The sequence below is a fragment of the Neorhizobium sp. AL 9.2.2 genome, assembly GCF_013317225.1.
Taxonomy (GTDB): domain Bacteria; phylum Pseudomonadota; class Alphaproteobacteria; order Rhizobiales; family Rhizobiaceae; genus Neorhizobium; species Neorhizobium soli.
In genome coordinates, this window is the sequence record NZ_JAALXU010000003.1 from 110,024 (window position 1) to 124,831 (window position 14,808).

Here is a 14,808-nt window from a genome sequence, read left to right on the forward strand (position 1 = left end):
CCACTTCAAACGGTACGTGATGTTCTACACCGTGTCCCAGGATGGTGTGAGAATTGAGCGCATCCTGCACGGCGCGCGATATCCCCGCAGCATTCAAGGAACAAGACTAAACCGATCTCACGGCGGCGTCTGTTGGATTCTTCCGGCGTTCGGGCGTCGGAGGTTGAAGAGGTTGCCGGCGAGGATGAGGATTGCGCCGGCGGCGGTCAGGCCGTCGATGGCTTCGGCGTAGAGAAGGTAGCCGATGAGGGCCGAGGCCGGCACGCGGAGATAATCCATCGGCATCGCCACCGTCGCATCGGCATAAGACAGCGCCTTTGCCATGCAGTAATGCGCGAATGTCCCGGTGAACGCGATCAGGAAGATCCACGGCCAGATCCCCGCGGACGGCCAGGTCCATACCCTGATTGCCGGGATCAGCCCGATGATCGACTGGATGATCAGCATCCAGAAGATGATCTTGGTGGCGCTGTCGGTGCGCGTCAGGAGCTTGGTGGTGATGAAGGAGATGGCGAAGAAGAAGGCCGCGCCCAGCACGATCAGGTGGCCGGGATTGAGCGGGGCGGCGCCTGGCCGCAGGATCAGAAGCACGCCGGCGAGCCCGAAGCCGATCGCTGCGCCCTTGCGCCATGTCAGCTTCTCGCCGAGAAACGCCGCTGCCATGAGCGCTGCCCAAATTGGCGCGGTGAATTCGATGGCGATCACCTGGGCGAGCGGGATCAGCGTCAGGCCCATCAGCCAGGCGAACTGGCCGATATAGTGGGCGACGTTGCGGCCGATATGGGCCGGCAGGATGGTCGTGCGCATGGCTTTGAAGCCGCCCTCGCGAAACACCAATGGCAAAAGCATGAAGAAGGCGATGATCGAGCGCATTTCCATCACCTGGAACACGTCGATCTCGCGGGTGATGATCCGGCCGGAAATCGCCATCAGCAGCAGCAGGCTGATCGACGTCAGCATCCACGCTGCAGCCTTCTTCGTCGACGGGGCCGGCTGGGCTGACGACGTCGCCCGCGAGGCCCTTGCCGATTGATTGCTGTCCACTTCAGTCTCCTTCGACGCAGAACGGTCGCTCTAATGCTTTTTCGGTTTGAAAGGAAAGCCTTTCCGCCCACCGGTTGTGTCTGCTGCTTATCCCGACGTCAGAATTCCCATCGAGCGGAGCAGGTTTTCGTGCTGGTCGCGGCTGACAGTCATGCCCTTGAACGACGCCATGGCTGCAAGATCCATCTCGTCGAAGGTCGCCTGCGAGAGGTTGGCGAAATCAAGCGTCGCGCCGGTGAAATCGATATTGTTGAGGCTCGATCCCATCAGGCTGACGCGGCTGAGATTGCTTTCGACAAACGAGCAGTCTCTGAGATCGCAGCTCTCGAACCGGCTCTCTTCGTAGCTTGAGGCCGCAAACACCGCGTACTGCAGCTTGCAACGCTGTAAGACGACGCCGCCAAACATCATGCGCTTGCTGATCTTGCGATGAACCTCGGCGTCGAACTGCAGACCGACGGCCGACGAATCGGTGATCTCGAGCAGGAAGGCTTCGCATTTGACGATGCGGTTGTTGGAAAGGTTGCAGGCCTTAAACTTCGCCTCGTTGAGGTCGCAGTAATTCCACGCAGATCCTGCCTGCGTTTCGCGATCGACGAAGATGCAGTTGAAAAACTCGGCTTCCTTGAAGGAGCAGTTGGAAAAGCTGCAGCCGATGAATTCGCATTCTCTGATCTTCGCGCCATCGAAGATGCAATCGTTGAACCGGCAATCCAAAAATTTCGATTCGGACGTGATGAAATCGGACAGGTCTTCGGATGCAAATCGGAGGCCGATGACCGGCTCCTTCATCGAGAATGCGGTTTCAAGCGACGATATTTCCAACACGCAATCTCCATTGTCAGGCAGCTTGCCTATACGTTCGCGCAACTTGTGACGGTCAGCGCCACATGCCGCGCATTCTTGCGGTTACGTCGATGCGGATCTGGTGGCGGGCTTGGCGTTCGGCTTCGGTCATTTGCGCCACCACCGGCCAGGCGGTGCTTTCGAAGAACTGCAGCAGCGTTGCCGGGATGAAGCGGGAGCGTGAGGCGTAGACGAGCCTGTCGCCTTGGGAATGCTGGCCGTGGGTAAAGAAACGCTGCGGCGTGATCAGGTGAAGGTGATCCTTCGCGCGCGTCATCGCCACGTAGAGCAGCCGCCGTTCCTCCTCGATTTCGGCTGTCGTGCCGGTGCCGAGATCGGAGGGAATGCAGCCGTCGACACAGTTGAGCAGGAAAACCGAGCGCCATTCCTGGCCCTTGGCGGAATGGATGGTCGAAAGGATCAGGTAATCCTCGTCCAGCAGCGGAACGCCGGCCTGATCGCTCGTCGCATCCGGCGGATCGAGCGTCAGTTCGGTGAGGAAGCGTTCGCGCGACGCGTAGCCGGAAGCGATCTGCTCCAGTTGCAGAAGGTCGGCCTTGCGGGTGTCGGCATCTTCGTGGATGCGGCTAAGATGCGGTTCGTACCATCGGCGGGCGAGCCCGATTTCGGAAGGCCAGCCTTCGCTTTTCCTGACGGCGCCGAGCATCTCGACAAAGGCCGGCCAGTCTTCTCCGGACCTCGGAGGCGAGGGGATTTCCTGGAGTGCCGCCAGCGGTTCCGGATCGGCGGCGATCGCATCGAGGATCTTCGCCGCCGTTTGCGGGCCGATGCCCGGAATGAGCTGCAGAAGCCTGAACCCCGCAACCCGGTCACGCGGGTTCTGGGCAAAGCGCAGGGCCGCCAGCATGTCCTTCACATGGGCGCTATCGAGGAATTTCAGGCCGCCGAACTTGACGAAGGGAATGTTGCGGCGCGTGAGTTCCACTTCCAGCGGACCGGAATGGTGCGAGGCGCGAAACAGCACGGCCTGCTGCTTCAGCAACATGCCGGTTTCGCGGTTCTCGAGGATTTTTTCCACGATATAGCTCGCCTGTTCAGTCTCGTCCTTGACGGTGACCAGACGCGGTCTCTCCTCCGACTGCCGGTCGGTCCACAGGTTTTTCGTGAACCGCTCGCGGGCAAGTTCGATGACGCCATTGGCGGCTGCCAGAATGGTGGTGGTCGAGCGGTAGTTGCGGTCGAGCGTGACGATGTTGGCCGGCGGATCGAAGGTTGCCGGGAAATCGAGGATGTTGCGGATCGTGGCGGCGCGGAACGAATAGATCGACTGGGCGTCGTCGCCCACCACCGTCAGCCCGCGGCCGCCGGGCTTCATCGCCATCAGGATCGAGGCTTGCAGCCGGTTCGTGTCCTGGTATTCGTCGACCATGACGTGATCGAACCGTTCGCCGACATCCTGCGCAATCAGCGGCTCGCTCATCATCTGCGCCCAGTAGAGCAAGAGATCGTCGTAATCGAGCACGTTCTGCGCCTGCTTGGCGTCCACATAGGAGGCAAACAGGTCGCGCAGCTGCGGTTCCCAGGCAAGGCACCAGGGGAAGGATGTCTTCAGCACCTCGTCCAGCGGCGTCTCTGAGTTGACGGCCCGCGAATAGATCGCAAGGCAGGTGCCCTTGGTCGGAAACCGGCTTTCCATCTTGGAGAAGCCGAGCTCGTGGCGAACGAGGTTCATCAGGTCGGCGGAATCCTCACGGTCGTGGATGGTGAATTCCTGGTCGAGGCCGATCTGTTCGGCATAGATCCGCAACAGCCTTGCGCCGATGCCGTGAAACGTGCCGGCCCAGGCGAGCGCATCGGTCATGACGCCGGACTTCGCCCCCATCACTTCGCGGCAGATGCGCTGGACGCGGCGGCCCATTTCGGAGGCCGCACGGCGGGAAAACGTCATTAGCAGCAGGCGGCGAGGATCGGCGCCCGACACAATCAGGTGGGCGACGCGATGGGCAAGCGTGTTGGTCTTGCCGGAGCCTGCGCCTGCAATGACCAGAAGCGGTCCGGCAGCGCCGCCATCCGGCACGTCCGAACCATGCTCGACCGCGCGGCGCTGGGCCTCGTTCAATTTTTCCAGATAAGCAACCGACATTCAGTTTCCGCGGCTTGTTCTTGATGTGTTCGTTTCAGCTCTACCTGATTCGCCGGCATTTGCCGCAATCGGTCTCCATCCCCGTTCGATTCTTAAACTTGACTACGCAGGTCGGCTTTGGCTATCGATGCGATGACGCTTATAAATTGGAGGCAAACTTGAAAATTCTGTCTGCTCTTTCGGCCGGAGCTTCGCTCGCCGTTTCGCTACTCGCTCTGTCCATGCCGGCCAACGCGCAGGTCGCCGACAGCCTGACGATCTACAATGCCCAGCACGAGGGCCTGACCAAGGAATGGGTCGAGGCCTTCAAGGAAGAGACCGGCATCGTCATTACGGTGCGCAACGGATCCGACCTCGAAATGGCAAACCAGATTGTGCAGGAAGGCGCCAACTCGCCGGCCGACCTGTTTCTGACGGAAAATTCGCCGGCCATGGCGCTTGTCGATGGCAAGGGGCTGTTTGAGCCTGTCGACAAGGCAACGCTCGATCTCGTTCCCGAGCAGTTCCGCCCGGCCAACGGTCACTGGACCGGAATTGCCGCGCGCTCCACCGTGTTTGCCTATGACAAGACCAAGCTCACCGAGGACAAGCTGCCGAAATCGATGCTCGATCTCGCCAAGCCCGAATGGAAGGGCCGTTGGGCCGCATCTCCGTCGGGTGCCGATTTCCAGGCGATCGTCGGCGCGTTTCTGCAGCTGAAGGGTGAGCCGGAAACCGCTGCCTGGCTGAAGGGCATGAAAGAGAACTTCACTGCCGTGCGTGGCAATTCCACCGCCATGAAGGCCGTCAATGCGGGCCAGTTCGAAGGCGCGCTGATCTATCACTACTACTATTTCGGCGATCAGGCGAAGACCGGCGAAAACAGCAAGAACGTTGCGCTGCATTACTTCAAGAACCAGGATCCGGGCGCCTTCGTGTCGATCTCCGGCGGTGGCATTCTGGCCTCTTCCAAGCACAAGGAGCAGGCGCAGGCATTTCTGAAATGGCTTGCCGGCAAGGGCGGCCAGAAGATTCTGCGTGACGGCACCTCGTTCGAATACGCCGTCGGCAAGGACGAGGCTTCCAACAAGGCGCTCGTTCCGATTGCCGACCTTCAGGCGCCGAAGGTCGAGCCTTCGAGCCTCAACAATGCCAAGGTCACCGACATGATGACAGCCGCCGGCATTCTCTAAACACCATCGAATCCTGTTGCGCACGGACATCGCAGGGCGTACCTGCGATGTCTCTTCTTTCTTGAGCACGCGATGACGTTTACCACCGAGAGCATGGTTGCCAGCCGGCCGCGCCGGAAGCCTGCGGGGAAACCCCTTGCCGGATCCTCATGGACGCTGGCAATCGCCGTTGCGATTGCCGCCCTGACGCTGACGCCGCTCGGGTTCGTGTTCTGGGCAACGGTTGCGACCGGCTGGGAAACGGCATCGCAGCTGATCTTCCGTTCCCGTGTCGGCGACCTCCTGTTCAATACCGTTGCGCTGATCGTCTTCACGGTGCCGGTCGCGACGGTTCTCGCAACGGCGCTTGCATGGCTGACGGAGCGCACCGACCTGCCGGGCGCAAAGCTATGGGCCTGGCTTGCCATCGTGCCGCTCGCCATTCCCGCTTTCGTGCAGTCCTATGCCTGGATCGGTATGTGGCCGCGGCTGAACGGGCTTGGAGCGGGCGTCGCGATCTCGGTCGTGACCTACTTTCCCTTCGTCTACCTTCCCGTTTCGGCGGCCCTTCGGCTGATCGATCCAGCGCTCGAGGATCAGGCGGCCTCTCTCGGTCTTTCGCCCGCTGCTGTCTTGCGGCGTGTCGTGTTGCCGCAACTCAGACTGTCGCTGTGTGGCGGGGCGCTGCTGATCAGCCTGCATCTCCTGTCGGAATACGGGCTCTATGCGATGATCCGGTTCGACACGTTCACGACGGCAATTCTTGACCAGTTCCAGTCCACCTACAACGGCGTTGCAGCGCATATGCTGGCGCTGGTGCTGGTGGCCTGCTGCTTCGTGCTGATCGGCGTCGATGCCGCTGTGCGGGGCCGCCGTCGCTATGCCCGGCTGGGCTCGGGCGTTGCCCGCCATCCGGTGCGCGCCTCGCTTGGCGTCTGGCGATATCCCTGCCTACTGCTGCCGGTCGTGACTACTGCGGTTTCGCTTGGCGTGCCGGTGCTGACGCTCGGGCGCTGGCTGATCGCCGGTGGTGCTGATATCTGGCAATTCAGCGAGATCGGGTTGGCCCTTTCCCAGACGCTGACGATCTGCGTGATCGGCGGTGTGGCGACGGCTGCTGCCGCCGTGCCGATCGCCTGGCTTTCGGTGCGCCGCCCGACGCGTTCCAGTCGGTTTCTCGAAGGCTGCTATTATCTCGCAAGCTCGATGCCGGGCGTGGTTGTCGCGCTCGCTCTGGTGACGATCTCGATCCGGGTGATGCTGCCGCTTTACCAGACGGTGGCAACGATCGTCATCGCTTACGTCATCATGTTTCTGCCGCGGGCGCTGGTCAGCCTGCGCGCCAGCATCGCGCAGGTGCCGGCAGAGCTGGAACAGGCGGCCGAAAGTCTCGGACGTTCGCCCGCGCGGGCGCTCTGGTCCACCACAGTGCGGCTGGCAGCGCCCGGCGCTGCATCTGCCATGGCGCTTTCCTCGCTCGGCATCATGAACGAGCTGACCGCGACCCAGATGCTGGCGCCCAACGGCACGCGCACGCTTGCCATGGCATTCTGGGCGCTGACCAGCGAGATCGACTATGCGGGAGCCGCACCGTATGCGCTGCTGATGATCCTGTTTTCGCTGCCGCTCACCCTTCTCCTTCACCACCAGTCGAAAAAGATCGCCGGGCGATGACGCTGCTTACCATTTCCTCCGTTGCCAAGAGTTACGGTTCCGTCGCAGCCGTTGCCGGTGTCGACCTTGCAGCCCAAAGCGGAAGCCGCACGGCCATCGTCGGACCTTCCGGCTGCGGCAAGACCACTCTGCTACGGCTGATCGCCGGGTTCGAGGTTCCTGACGCCGGCTCGATCACGCTTGGCGGCGAGATCATGTCCAATGCGGACGCGCATGTCGCTGCCTACCGACGTAATATCGGCATCGTGGCGCAGGACGGCTGCCTGTTTCCGCATCTCTCGGTGCTCGACAATATCGGTTTCGGCATGGATGCGGATCGCACGGCCAAACAGGCAAGGGCTGCGGAACTGATGGAAATGGTCGGACTTGACGGGGCGATGCTTGCCCGCAAGCCGGATCAGCTCTCCGGCGGCCAGCAGCAGCGTGTGGCGCTGGCAAGGGCGCTTGCCCGCAGGCCACGGCTGATGCTGCTGGACGAACCCTTCTCGGCGCTCGACATGGGCCTGAGGACCGCCACCCGAAAGGCTGTGGCCGACGTACTGTCGGCTGCCGGCGTCACCACCATTCTCGTGACCCATGACCAGGCGGAAGCGCTTGCCTTCGCCGATGAGCTGGTCGTGATGCGGGCGGGAAAATTCGCCCAGGTCGGCACGCCGCGCGAGGTCTATCTGAAACCCGTCGACCGGGCGACGGCCACCTTTCTCGGAGAAGCGGTCGTGCTGCCGGCAGTGGTCGGCGACGGGATAGCCGACAGCCCGATCGGCCGGCTAGAGGTTGCGGACGTCACCTATCGCGGCCGGGCGCAGATCATGATCCGGCCTGAGCAGTTTACCGTCAGCCGGATCGAATACGCGCCGGACAACGGGGTCTCGGCTGTGGTCAGCGACGTGGTTTTCTGCGGGCCATCGCTTGATGCGAGGATAACACTCGCCGGAGACGGTATCGCCGAGGGCGAGATTTCCTTCCGCCTGGATATCCCCGGCCGCGAGCTGCTTGCGTCAGGCGACCGGGTGTCGATCGGCATCTCGGGACGAGTGCATCTGCTTGCCGACGCGTAGTTCACATTTTTGCCGGAATATTTCTTCGCGGCCATCACGGCGCTGGAACCTGGAACCTTTTGTCACGTTGTTCCCGCATCAAATATGAAGGAATAATACCATGTTGAAATGGGCTCTCATCTTTCTCGTCATCTCCGTGATTTCAGGCTTCCTCGGCTTCTCCGGCGTCTCCTCTGCCACCGCGGGCATCGCGAAAATCCTGTTCTTTATCGCTATCGTGATCTTCCTGATCTTCCTGGTTCTGGCACTGACGGCAGGCGCCGTGGTCTTCTAAGAAAGACCCCAAGGATCACAACAGCAAAGCCGCCCTGGAGCTTCCACGGGCGGCTTTTGTTTGCGGTAAATTCGGGAAGTGAAGCGCTATTGAAGCGGCCGGAGCCCCACACGACCCCGGCCGCCTGAGTGCCACTGGCCGAGAGGCCAGCCACAAACTCAGACCCACAAGCTCCCGCATCCGCAAGCCTAGCGCTATTGGTATTGTTACGGATGGAAGAATGGTGACGGGACGTTATGCGGTCGGTTAACGGCTTGAAACGAAAAAGGCTTCCGGTTTCCCGGAAGCCTTTCGTGCCTTGCGGCTAATCAGGATGGTGGGCGTAACAGGGATTGAACCTGTGACCCCTACGATGTCAACGTAGTGCTCTCCCGCTGAGCTATACGCCCATCCGATGGGCGGCTTAAGACCACAGAAACCGATGTGCCGTCAATAGGCTTTTTCCGGTTTTGTGAAGTCTTTTTGACAGCCGCCGGAAAACCGGGCTTACGCGGCCAGAAGCTTGTTCACTTCATCCACAAGATCGCGCAGGTGGAAGGGCTTGGAGAGAACCTTTGCATCCTTCGGGGCCTTCGAATCAGAATTCAGAGCGACGGCGGCAAACCCTGTGATGAACATGACCTTGAGATCGGGGTCGAGTTCGGTCGCGCGCCGGGCGAGCTCGATGCCGTCCATCTCGGGCATGACGATGTCGGTCAGGAGCAGCGAGAAAGGCTCTTCGCGGAGCCGGTCGTAGGCGCTGGCGCCGTTGTCGAAGGAAATGACCTTGTAGCCCGCCTTTTCCAACGCTTTCACCAGGAACCGGCGCATGTCGTTGTCATCTTCGGCGAGAAGGATTTTTGGAAGCATCTCGGGGACCGCTATCTGTCTATGAGTCGTGGCTGTATGGCCGTCTACACTCTCAATTGACGGTAAACATCCGTTTAATAAGAGCCGAAGCAGCCTTGGTGGGATTACATAGTATGGACTTCCCGCCGGGCAACTGGCAACATACCTCATCTGACTTGTTCATGACATGGTAAAAACGGAATGGATTTCAACGCCGGCGATCCTGAGCATTTTGAGGTAAGGGAACCCGCCAGGCAAACCATTCCCTTCGTGTACAACTCTCCCCATAGCGGCCGGTGCTACCCGGAAAGCTTTCTTGCCGACAGCAATCTCGACTCGATGGCGATTCGCCGTTCGGCAGATCATTATGTCGACGATCTCTTCGCCGATGCGCCGGAACTTGGCGCGCCCTTGCTGGCCGCCCATTTCCCCAGGGCCTATCTCGACGTCAATCGCGAGCCGTTCGAACTCGATCCGCGTATGTTCGATGGTCCGTTGCCGCCTTACGCCAATATCGGATCGATGCGCGTTGCCGGTGGGCTTGGCACCATTCCGCGCATCGTCGCCGAGAACATGGATATCTACCGGCGCAAGCTTTCGGTGGCGGAGGGCCTGTCCCGGATCGAGGCAATCTACAAGCCATACCATGCCTGCCTGCGCCGGCTGATCGCGGCCACGCATGCCCGGTTCGGCATCTGCGTGCTGATTGATTGTCACTCGATGCCTGGCAATATCCGGCTTTCGGGTTCGAACGTGAAGCCCGACTTCATCATCGGCGATCGCTACGGCACAAGCGCGTCTGCCGAAATTTCGCGCGCAGCGCTCAGCTTCCTGAGTGAGATGGGTTTTGCCGCCGTGCGCAACAAACCCTATGCTGGCGGGTTCATCACCGAACATTACGGCCGGCCCGTGCGCGGCCTGCACGCGCTGCAGATCGAGATCAACCGCGGGCTTTACGTGGATGAGGGGACGCTTTCGAAGCGGCCGGAATTCGATGCGATCGCCGCCGCACTCTCGCTCTTCATGCGCCAGATGGCCGACTTCGTCGCTGATTTTTCGGCCAGCGACACTGCGCTCGCAGCGGAATAGTATCCCCGCATCAGGCTGACTTCGATCGCCGAGGTAGCCGACTTCCCTGACAGAGCGCATTCGATGCCGCAGCATGCAGACATCTGCGTGCTCATCGAGCGATACCCTTCCGCCCGTGTATTTTGGACAAAAAAAACCGCGCTTACAGCGCGGCTAAGTCTAGGGAGGAAACACCCAAGGAGGGTATTTACAGTCAAAGACTGTAGGAAGACGCTACGTCCGTTATGCACATTTGTCAATCAATTATTTTATGTGATGAAAATTGCATCATTATTTGGCGAAGTGACCGAGTTTTGGTCAGTCCAAGAGCGGTTCAGGCCTTTCTAAGCGCCAAGACCTGCTTTAGAACAGGGGCAGCTTTTCTGGGACGGAGTTTTTGATGCTGCCTGATCGCGCCTTTTTCGATACGCTCGCTGATGCCGCCCGCGAGCAGACGCTTCCGCGCTTCCGCACCGGTGTCTCCGTCGTCAACAAGCTGGCCGGCGGTTTCGATCCGGTGACCGAGGGCGACAGGGCGGCGGAAACCGCGATCCGGACCCTGATCGAGGCGCGTTTCCCCGAACACGGCATCCTGGGCGAAGAGCATGGCAATGTCGGGCTCGACCGCGAGCATGTCTGGGTCATCGATCCGATCGACGGGACGCGGGCCTTTATCTCAGGCGTGCCGCTGTGGGGCACGCTGATCGGCTTGCAGTGGAATGGTCGCGCCACGATGGGCATGATGGACCAGCCGTTTACCGGCGAACGCTATTTTGCCGATGGCAAGGTTGCGACCTATCGCGGGCCGGGCGGCGAGGCCGTGCTTTCGGTGCGTGACTGCGGACAGCTGTCCGACGCCGTTCTCTTCACCACGTCACCGCATATTTTCGAGGGCGAGGATCTGGCCCTTTACCGCTCGATCGAAGAAAAGGTGCGGTTGTTCCGCTATGGCTGCGATTGCTACGCCTATTGCCTTCTGGCGGGCGGTCATATCGATCTCGTGGTTGAGAACAATCTTCAGCCCTATGATGTCGGTGCGCTGATCCCGATCATCGAGCAGGCCGGCGGCATCATCACCGATTGGGATGGTGGCCGGCCGGAGAACGGCGGCAATATCATCGCCGCCGGTTCGCGTAGCGTGCACGCCGAAGCGCTTGCGCTGCTGGCGCGCCGATAAGACGGGTCAGGCCGCGGTTTCGCTGAGGTCTATGCCGCCATCGAGCCCAGGCATGAAGGCCTCGAGCGCCGCCATCACCTGGGCCCGGTAGATATTCTTTTCCTGCAGCAGCTCATGGCGGCCGCCGGTGATGGTGATGAGCTGTGCCGCGCGGAAATTTCGCGATAGTTCCTCCTGCGCAGAATAGGGCACGACGCCATCGAGGACAGGCGCGATGATCAGCGTCGGAATGGTGATCCGTGTCAGATGCGCCTGCGACGAGACGCGCCGGCCTGCGCGAAGGGTCTCGTGAACCCAGCCGGCCGTCGGTGCGCCGACCGTCAGTTCCGGATAGGCGGCGTAGAGGCCGAGATTTCGCTCGAAGCGGGTGCGATCGCCGGTCAGGCCGTTTCGTTCGAAGGGTATGAAGCGCTTGTCTCCGCCAAGCTGGATCTTGCCGAACCCGGTCCAGCGCATGACCGTCGAAAGCGGCCAGACGATGCGTTCCGGCAGGGCCTGGCCCTGAAAGCCGATATAGGGCGACAGCAGCGCCATGCGGCTGATCCGGTTGGCGAGTTTCGGCGCCGACGACAGGGCGATCAGCGCGCCGGTGGAATGGGCGATCAGAAAAAACGGCAGGCGCGCATCCGGAAGCACGATCTGCTCGAGAAAGATGTCGAGGTCTTTCTGGTAGTCGGAGAAATGTCTGACATGGCCTTTTTTCGGATGCCGCGTCTCGCGGTCGGAACCGCCCTGGCCGCGCAGATCGTAGGTCGCGACCCACAGGCCCATCGCGTTGAGCTCGCGGATAGTCTCGAAATATTTCTCGATGAACTCATTGCGCCCCTGCAGCAGCACGATCGTGCCGCGGGCTGGTGAGACCGGTGAGCGGAAAAGCGCGTAACGCAGCTTCGTGCCGCGGTGACCGGTGAAATGGCCAGCGGTGTAATCGGCCGGCGCCGGGTTTTCCGGCGTCGATCGCAACAGGGTCTGTGAGGCGTGGGGCGTGTCAGTCATGCCGACAGGCTCAAGCGATCCGGGCCGCCACGTCAAGTGAAATCATCTGAAATGGTGGATGCGGATAGAGGCGAGGCCGGAGCGGAGAACTCTGACCTGCCGGCCTATAACCAGAAAGCCGAGCCCGTCACGGGATGAATCTCCCCAATGAAAAAACCTCTTGAATGACGGAAAATCAATTCCCATCTTTCCTCTGCAGGCGCCGAAAGGGCCTGCAGAACGGGGTCTTCATCGCCAGAACGGGGTGAGACGCCAAACCTAAACCGCAACGTCGCTTCAATGGAGGACTTTATGCGTCACGTCGATTTTTCCCCCCTTTACCGCTCCACCGTCGGTTTCGACCGTCTCTTCAATCTACTTGACAATCGCAACCTTGGCGATCAGGCGCAGAGCTATCCGCCCTACAATATCGAGCGGACCGGCGACAACACCTATCGCATCACGATGGCTGTCGCGGGATTTGACGAGAAGGAACTCTCGATCGAATTCCAGGCCCATTCGCTGACCGTGAAGGGCGAGAAGAGCGATGACGAAGCCGGTGCCGAGACCGAATATCTCTACCGCGGCATCGCCAAGCGCGCCTTCGAGCGCCGCTTCCAGCTCGCCGATCACGTGGAAGTCGAAACCGCTTCGCTGAAGAACGGTCTCTTGCACATCGATCTGGTGCGCAACATTCCGGAAGCGCTGAAGCCACGCCGTATCTCGATTGCGGCCGATGCTTCCGACAGCGTCAAGACGATCGAAGCGCAGATCGCTCCGCAGCAGGTCAACTGACCCGCCACGGAGAGTAATGACAGCCCAATGACCTCCAGTCACGGGTAGCATACAGACGCCTCTTCCCACGCCGGGAGGGGGCGTTTTTGGTTGGCATTGACCGGGTTTGCCGGGCGGCCTACCGTATCGACATTATCTCAGCCTGATCTTCAACGTGAGGGAGTGCCGATGCGTGTTACTGTCAAGAAATCGGGCGACAGCGCTTCTGTTCGCATTCCGGCAGCCGTCATGGAAGCGGCAAACCTCAAGCCGGATTCCGTCGTCGAAGTATCCGAAGAAAACGGCCGTATCGTTATCCAGGCTGTTACCGAACTGGACACAACGCTAGACCACCTTGTTGCCGGTATGAACGCCGACAATCTGCATGACGAGGCCGACTTTGGTGCGCCGGTCGGCAGAGAAGCGTTGTGAACGCTCAGTCCAACGTTCCCGATGCCGGCGACATCCTCTGGCTTGATTTCTCGCCGCAGTCCGGACACGAGCAAGCGGGGCGGCGGCCTGCAGTCGTCCTTAGTCCCGCAAGCTACAATCGTTTCGGACTGATGCTCTGCTGCCCGATGACGACGAAGGTGAAAGGGTATCCATTCGAGGTCGTTCTGAAGGACGACAAAGGATGCGTCCTTGCAGATCAGGTAAAAAGCCTCGACTGGCGCTCACGCCGCGCCGAACGCAAGAGCCGTGTTTCAGCCTCTGAGCTTCAGGAAATCAGGGCCAAAGCTTCGGCCCTGATTGGCACACCTTAAGGTCTGCACGCCGGTTTCAGGCTGCGGCGACCTTGGCGAGGGCTTCTTCCTTGGCCCTGGCGCGATCGGCGTATTTCTGGGCGATCGCGGCGCAGGCCATCAGCTGGATCTGATGGAACAGCATGATCGGCAGGACGATGGCGCCGATCGAGGCCGACTGGCCGGAGAAGATGGCGTTGGCCATCGGTACGCCGCTTGCCAGCGATTTCTTGGAGCCGCAGAAGGTGATGGTGATCTCGTCTTCCTTCTTGAAGCCGAGCAGTCTGCTGCCGAACATGGTGATGCAGATGACGACGGTCAGAAGCAGCATGTCGATGACGACGACTGCGGCGATGTCGCTCACCGAAAATCGGCTCCAGATCCCTTCGATGACCGCTTCCGAGAAGGCGAGGTAGACGACCATCAGGATCGAGCCGCGGTCGACGGGCGAGAGGATCTTCTTCTTGGAGCGGATCCAGTTGCCGATCCACGGCTGCAGGATCTGGCCGGCGATGAACGGTGCCAGAAGCTGAAGACCGATCTTCTGGATGGCATCGGTCGAAACGCCGGCGTCGCCAGTCGTCGACAGAAGCAGGCCGACCAGAAGCGGGGTCAGGAACATGCCGAGGATGTTGGAGCCGGATGCCGCGACGATCGCCGCCGGCACGTTGCCGCCCGCCATCGAGGTAAAGGCGATCGACGACTGCACGGTGGACGGCAGCACGCAGAGGAATAGGATGCCCATGTAAAGCGGTGCCGGCAGGATGTCTTCTGGAACGAACCCGATCATGAGCCCAAGGATCGGGAAGATCGCGAACGTCGTCAAAAGAATCGTCAGATGCAGGCGCCAGTGCAGGACGCCTGCGACCACCACATCCCGCGACAGGCGAGCGCCATGCAGAAAGAAAAGCAGGCCGATGGCGATGTCGGTCGCCACCCCGAACCATTCCGCCCATACACCCTGGATCGGCAGGAAGGAGGCGAGGATGACGGTGCAGACGAGCATGACGGTGAAGCGATCCGGCAGGTAGCGGCGCATGGAAAATCCTTCGACGATTTCATTGTTTGTCGAGGCTGTCTTCGCTTATCATG

Annotated in this window: 15 protein-coding genes and 1 tRNA gene; 9 read left to right on the top strand and 7 right to left on the bottom strand. The window is 60.7% G+C overall.

Features of this window, described 5'->3' with window-relative positions; translation table 11 throughout:
- Nucleotides 1–117: 117 nt before the first annotated feature.
- The 3 genes from G6K99_RS07050 to G6K99_RS07060 all read right to left on the bottom strand — a co-directional run bounded on the left by G6K99_RS07050 (nt 118) and on the right by G6K99_RS07060 (nt 3,994).
- Nucleotides 118–960, bottom strand: a complete 843-nt coding sequence (locus G6K99_RS07050; protein WP_174196783.1) for a DMT family transporter — start codon at nt 958–960, stop codon at nt 118–120.
- Nucleotides 961–1,131: 171 nt separating this feature from the next.
- Complete coding sequence (locus G6K99_RS07055) at nt 1,132–1,872, bottom strand: pentapeptide repeat-containing protein (RefSeq protein ID WP_174196118.1); 741 nt, start codon at nt 1,870–1,872, stop codon at nt 1,132–1,134.
- 52 nt (nt 1,873–1,924) lie between these two features.
- Nucleotides 1,925–3,994, bottom strand: coding sequence for an ATP-dependent helicase (locus tag G6K99_RS07060; protein WP_174196119.1), 2,070 nt, complete (start codon nt 3,992–3,994; stop codon nt 1,925–1,927).
- 221 nt (nt 3,995–4,215) lie between these two features.
- On the opposite strand from G6K99_RS07060, the gene G6K99_RS07065 reads away from it, so the two are divergent.
- The 4 genes from G6K99_RS07065 (at nt 4,216) to G6K99_RS07080 (ending at nt 8,151) form a co-directional block, all read left to right on the top strand.
- A complete protein-coding gene (locus tag G6K99_RS07065; protein WP_162238006.1) occupies nt 4,216–5,166 on the top strand; it encodes an iron ABC transporter substrate-binding protein in 951 nt (316 codons plus the stop codon).
- A gap of 72 nt (nt 5,167–5,238) precedes the next feature.
- Entirely contained in the window at nt 5,239–6,819 is a 1,581-nt protein-coding gene (locus tag G6K99_RS07070; protein ID WP_174196120.1) for an iron ABC transporter permease, read from the top strand.
- Nucleotides 6,816–7,877 (top strand): ABC transporter ATP-binding protein, encoded by a 1,062-nt coding sequence (locus G6K99_RS07075; RefSeq protein WP_174196121.1) that lies wholly within the window; start codon nt 6,816–6,818, stop codon nt 7,875–7,877. The genes G6K99_RS07070 and G6K99_RS07075 overlap by 4 nt, the downstream gene beginning before the upstream one ends.
- Nucleotides 7,878–7,977: 100 nt before the next feature.
- Nucleotides 7,978–8,151, top strand: coding sequence for a DUF1328 domain-containing protein (locus G6K99_RS07080; RefSeq protein ID WP_082471987.1), 174 nt, complete (start codon nt 7,978–7,980; stop codon nt 8,149–8,151).
- A gap of 314 nt (nt 8,152–8,465) precedes the next feature.
- On the opposite strand, the gene G6K99_RS07085 is transcribed toward G6K99_RS07080, so the two are convergent.
- Together G6K99_RS07085 and cpdR1 are read right to left on the bottom strand one after the other, a co-directional pair.
- Nucleotides 8,466–8,540, bottom strand: a tRNA-Val gene (locus G6K99_RS07085).
- Between the two features lie 97 nt (nt 8,541–8,637).
- The gene (gene cpdR1, locus G6K99_RS07090) at nt 8,638–9,000 is read right to left on the bottom strand and encodes a response regulator CpdR1 (protein WP_062460988.1); all 363 of its coding nucleotides are present in this window, start codon (nt 8,998–9,000) and stop codon (nt 8,638–8,640) included.
- Nucleotides 9,001–9,180: 180 nt separating this feature from the next.
- On the opposite strand from cpdR1, the gene G6K99_RS07095 reads away from it, so the two are divergent.
- Entirely contained in the window at nt 9,181–10,068 is an 888-nt protein-coding gene (locus tag G6K99_RS07095; protein ID WP_174196122.1) for an N-formylglutamate amidohydrolase, read from the top strand.
- A 379-nt stretch (nt 10,069–10,447) separates the two neighbouring features.
- On the top strand, nt 10,448–11,224 hold the full coding sequence (gene hisN, locus G6K99_RS07100; protein ID WP_174196123.1) for a histidinol-phosphatase: 777 nt from the start codon (nt 10,448–10,450) through the stop codon (nt 11,222–11,224).
- 6 nt (nt 11,225–11,230) lie between these two features.
- On the opposite strand, the gene G6K99_RS07105 is transcribed toward hisN, so the two are convergent.
- Nucleotides 11,231–12,220: an alpha/beta fold hydrolase gene (locus G6K99_RS07105; RefSeq protein ID WP_062582322.1), complete on the bottom strand. Its 990-nt coding sequence runs from the start codon at nt 12,218–12,220 to the stop codon at nt 11,231–11,233.
- 291 nt (nt 12,221–12,511) lie between these two features.
- Between G6K99_RS07105 and G6K99_RS07110 the strand changes: the two genes are divergently transcribed.
- The 3 genes from G6K99_RS07110 (at nt 12,512) to mazF (ending at nt 13,737) form a co-directional block, all read left to right on the top strand.
- Nucleotides 12,512–12,994, top strand: a complete 483-nt coding sequence (locus G6K99_RS07110; RefSeq protein WP_062460976.1) for an Hsp20 family protein — start codon at nt 12,512–12,514, stop codon at nt 12,992–12,994.
- Nucleotides 12,995–13,162: 168 nt separating this feature from the next.
- The gene (locus G6K99_RS07115) at nt 13,163–13,405 is read left to right on the top strand and encodes an AbrB/MazE/SpoVT family DNA-binding domain-containing protein (RefSeq protein WP_062582324.1); all 243 of its coding nucleotides are present in this window, start codon (nt 13,163–13,165) and stop codon (nt 13,403–13,405) included.
- On the top strand, nt 13,402–13,737 hold the full coding sequence (gene mazF / locus G6K99_RS07120) for an endoribonuclease MazF (RefSeq protein ID WP_062582325.1): 336 nt from the start codon (nt 13,402–13,404) through the stop codon (nt 13,735–13,737). Before G6K99_RS07115 ends, mazF begins: the two co-directional genes overlap by 4 nt.
- Before the next feature lie 16 nt (nt 13,738–13,753).
- Here the strand turns inward: mazF and G6K99_RS07125 are convergent, their stop codons facing one another.
- Nucleotides 13,754–14,755 (bottom strand): bile acid:sodium symporter family protein, encoded by a 1,002-nt coding sequence (locus G6K99_RS07125; protein WP_062582327.1) that lies wholly within the window; start codon nt 14,753–14,755, stop codon nt 13,754–13,756.
- Nucleotides 14,756–14,808 lie beyond the last annotated feature (53 nt).

Bases quoted from the DNA above. Each gene is read 5' to 3' on its own strand.
- G6K99_RS07050 (WP_174196783.1), bottom strand. From the start codon at position 960: ATGCTGACGTCGATCAGCCTGCTGCTGCTGATGGCGATTTCCGGCCGG.
- G6K99_RS07060 (WP_174196119.1), bottom strand. From the start codon at position 3,994: ATGTCGGTTGCTTATCTGGAAAAATTGAACGAGGCCCAGCGCCGCGCG.
- G6K99_RS07065 (WP_162238006.1), top strand. From the start codon at position 4,216: ATGCCGGCCAACGCGCAGGTCGCCGACAGCCTGACGATCTACAATGCC.
- G6K99_RS07070 (WP_174196120.1), top strand. From the start codon at position 5,239: ATGACGTTTACCACCGAGAGCATGGTTGCCAGCCGGCCGCGCCGGAAG.
- G6K99_RS07075 (WP_174196121.1), top strand. From the start codon at position 6,816: ATGACGCTGCTTACCATTTCCTCCGTTGCCAAGAGTTACGGTTCCGTC.
- G6K99_RS07080 (WP_082471987.1), top strand. From the start codon at position 7,978: ATGTTGAAATGGGCTCTCATCTTTCTCGTCATCTCCGTGATTTCAGGC.
- cpdR1 (WP_062460988.1), bottom strand. From the start codon at position 9,000: ATGCTTCCAAAAATCCTTCTCGCCGAAGATGACAACGACATGCGCCGG.
- G6K99_RS07095 (WP_174196122.1), top strand. From the start codon at position 9,181: ATGGATTTCAACGCCGGCGATCCTGAGCATTTTGAGGTAAGGGAACCC.
- hisN (WP_174196123.1), top strand. From the start codon at position 10,448: ATGCTGCCTGATCGCGCCTTTTTCGATACGCTCGCTGATGCCGCCCGC.
- G6K99_RS07105 (WP_062582322.1), bottom strand. From the start codon at position 12,220: ATGACTGACACGCCCCACGCCTCACAGACCCTGTTGCGATCGACGCCG.
- G6K99_RS07110 (WP_062460976.1), top strand. From the start codon at position 12,512: ATGCGTCACGTCGATTTTTCCCCCCTTTACCGCTCCACCGTCGGTTTC.
- G6K99_RS07115 (WP_062582324.1), top strand. From the start codon at position 13,163: ATGCGTGTTACTGTCAAGAAATCGGGCGACAGCGCTTCTGTTCGCATT.
- G6K99_RS07125 (WP_062582327.1), bottom strand. From the start codon at position 14,755: ATGCGCCGCTACCTGCCGGATCGCTTCACCGTCATGCTCGTCTGCACC.